This is a genomic window from Pseudomonas sp. YL2, assembly GCF_023063025.1.
Classification (GTDB): Bacteria; Pseudomonadota; Gammaproteobacteria; order Pseudomonadales; family Pseudomonadaceae; genus Aquipseudomonas; species Aquipseudomonas putida_A.
The window spans coordinates 11477-14220 of record NZ_JAJSLU010000035.1; the positions used below are offsets into that span (position 1 = coordinate 11477).

The following is a 2744-nucleotide window of genomic DNA, read 5'->3' on the forward strand; positions in this document are numbered from 1 at the left end:
TCCCCGCGGGGGGCGGGGGCTTGCGCGCGAAGAGGGGGTGCCAGAAAAAAATTGTTTGGCCGACCCCCCGCTTCCGGGAGCAAGCCCGCTCCCACATTTGGATCTCCAATGGATCCAGCAGTGGGGATTTACAGGATTACTTCATCTCTACGATGACTTCTTCGTTCCACTTCTGCGGCAGGGCCTTGGAGGTTTTTTCCCAGGCGTCGGCGTCCTTGATCGGCGTGACCTTCTTGTACTGCTCGTTCGGCAGCAGCTTGGCCTTCACGTCTTCCGGCAGTTGCAGGTGTTCGGCGCGGATCGGACGAGCATTGCCGCGGGCGAGGTTGGTCTGGCCGGCGTCGCTGAAGATGTATTCGCGGGTCAGCTTGGCGGCGTTCGGGTTTTTCGCGTATTTGTTGATGATCGTGGTGTAGCCGGAAATCACCGAGCCATCCGACGGGATCAGCACCACGTAGTCATCCGGGTTGGCCATCTTGGCCTTGTAGCTCAGGCCGTTGAAGTCCCAGACCACGCCGACTTCGATCTCGCCTTTTTCCATGGTGGCGATGGTCGGGTTGGCCATCGACAGGCGACCTTGCTTGGCGATGTCTGCAAACAGCAGCAGGGCCGGCTGGATGTTTTTCTCGTCGCCACCGTTGGCCAGGGCAGCGGCCAGTACGCCGTTGGCGGCTTGCGCGGCGGTGCTTACGTCACCAATGGAAACCTTGTACTTGCCGCCCTTGAGGTCAGCCCATTTGGTCGGGACTTCGGAGCCGTGCAGCAGCTTCTTGTTGACGATGAAGGCGATGGTGCCGGTGTAGGCCAGTGCCCAGTTGCCGTCCTTGTCCTTGGCCCAGTCCGGGACTTGATCCCAGGTGCTTGGTTTGTACGGTTGCACCACGCCCTGCTTGACCGCGATCGGACCGAAGGCGGCACCGACGTCGCCGATGTCGGCGGTGGCATTGTCTTTTTCCGCGGCGAACTTGGCGATTTCCTGGGCCGAGCTCATGTCGGTGTCGATGTGTTTCAGGCCATAGGTCTTGGCCAGGTCTTCCCAGGTGCCTTTCCAGTTGGCCCAGTCATCGGGCATGCCGACGCTGTTGACGGCGCCTTCCGCTTTCGCAGCGGCTTCGAGGGTTTTCAGGTCGGTACCCGCCGCCATGGCGGCGGTGCACATTGCAATGGTCGAGCCTAACAGTGTTGCCAGGAAAAGCTGTTTCATTCCGAAGCTCCTTGGTCGTGTTCAACGCTGCGATTGCGGTTTGTGTTGGTCTAGGTCAGCAATACCTGAGCCAATTTAAGGGGGCTGGATGACACTTTGATGTCGGCGGTCGCCCGGCAGGCCTTTTATTGGCCCGGTTTCGGCGTTTGCTGGGTAAGCGTAGACCAAGGTCAAAGCCCCGGCGGACAAGGGACTTGGCCGATGTATTGCAAGTCATGAGGGCGACCGTCGGGCGGGTTTGTCATCTCTCGGTCATCTGCACTGCCTAGGCTTGCAACACATGGAAACGGCTTGCAGGCCGTACGGTTTTTGCCCCGAAACAGTGCTGGTCTAGTCCAGATAGGTAACGTTGATGCGCGATGAGGCAACAAAAGCGGTGACAGCGATTGGTCAGGTGCTGCAGGAGCAACTTGATCACGGCCTGCTCGCGCCCGGGAGCAAGTTGCCGGCCGAGCGCAAGCTCAGTGAGTTGTTCGGCACCACGCGCATTACTGTGCGTGAGGCCTTGTTGCAGTTGGAGGCGCAGGGGCAGATCTATCGCGAGGAGCGCCGTGGCTGGTTCGTTTCGCCGCCACGTCTGGCGTACAACCTGATGCAGCGCAGTCACTTTCACGCCATGGTCAGTGCGCAGGGGCGGGTGCCGTCGACCGAGGTGATTTCGGCGCGGTTGCAGCCGGCGTCGGTGGCGGTGTGTGCGTTGTTGCAGTTGCCTGCTTTGTCGAGCGTGATTCAGATTTGCCGGTCGCGGCGGATTGACGGGCGGCTGGTGTTGTATGTGGAGCATTATCTGAATCCGCAGTATTTTCCGGGGATTCTGGGATTTGATTTGAATCAGTCGATGACCGAGCTTTATGCGCGGCATTACGATTTGCACTATGGGCGGGTGCGGTTCGAGATTGTGCCGACGTCGTTGGCGGTGGATGCGGCGGCGGCTTTGCGGGTTTCTGTCGGGAGTCCGGGGTTACGGATTGCTCGGGTCAATTATGATCAGCATGAGCGGTTGATTGATTGTGATCTGGAGTTTTGGCGGCATGATGCGATTCACGTTGGTGTAGATGTTGTTTGACCTTGGCGGCCTTTGGGCCGACCAGGTTCTTGGGGTTTTGGGTGTATATCCGTTGCTTCGGGTGTTGCCGCTGACGGTTTCGCCCTTACGGCGAGTCACTTTTGCAGACGCCCAAAAGTAACCAAAACGCTGGGCCCCGGCGTACGGCCCTCGCTTAGGCTCGGGTTCCTTCGTTGCGGGGTTCATCCGGGCGCATCGCCTCCGGTTTGCTTCGCTGCACCTCCTCTCGATGTGTTCGACTTCGTCGAACGGTCGCTGCGCTCCCACCCCCGGATAACCCCCTCCACTCAGCCTGCCGATGGGGCCGGCACGGCAAGATCAAGAGCTGCAGCCGAGCTTGCGCTCATCCTGTTGAGTGGTGAAAAGCGTGCGGTCGGCTTTTGCTTTTCTGTAGGAGTGAGCCTGCTCGCGAAGGCGGCCTGACAGCCGACCAATCTCCAACTGCCTGCACCCAATCCCACTGTGGGAGCTGGC

2 protein-coding genes are annotated in these 2744 nt (G+C 59.8%); one reads left to right on the forward strand and one right to left on the reverse strand.

Annotation, left to right across the window (positions count from 1 at the left end; all coding sequences use genetic code 11):
* Positions 1-136: 136 nt before the first annotated feature.
* On the reverse strand, positions 137-1204 hold the full coding sequence (locus tag LVD08_RS27850) for an ABC transporter substrate-binding protein (RefSeq protein WP_064586692.1): 1068 nt from the start codon (positions 1202-1204) through the stop codon (positions 137-139).
* Between the two features lie 352 nt (positions 1205-1556).
* Here LVD08_RS27850 and LVD08_RS27855 point away from each other — a divergent pair, with 352 nt between their 5' ends.
* Positions 1557-2270, forward strand: coding sequence for a UTRA domain-containing protein (locus LVD08_RS27855; RefSeq protein ID WP_027613355.1), 714 nt, complete (start codon positions 1557-1559; stop codon positions 2268-2270).
* The last annotated feature ends 474 nt before the right edge of the window (positions 2271-2744 follow it).

Bases quoted from the DNA above. Each gene is read 5' to 3' on its own strand.
- LVD08_RS27850 (WP_064586692.1), bottom strand. From the start codon at position 1,204: ATGAAACAGCTTTTCCTGGCAACACTGTTAGGCTCGACCATTGCAATG.
- LVD08_RS27855 (WP_027613355.1), top strand. From the start codon at position 1,557: ATGCGCGATGAGGCAACAAAAGCGGTGACAGCGATTGGTCAGGTGCTG.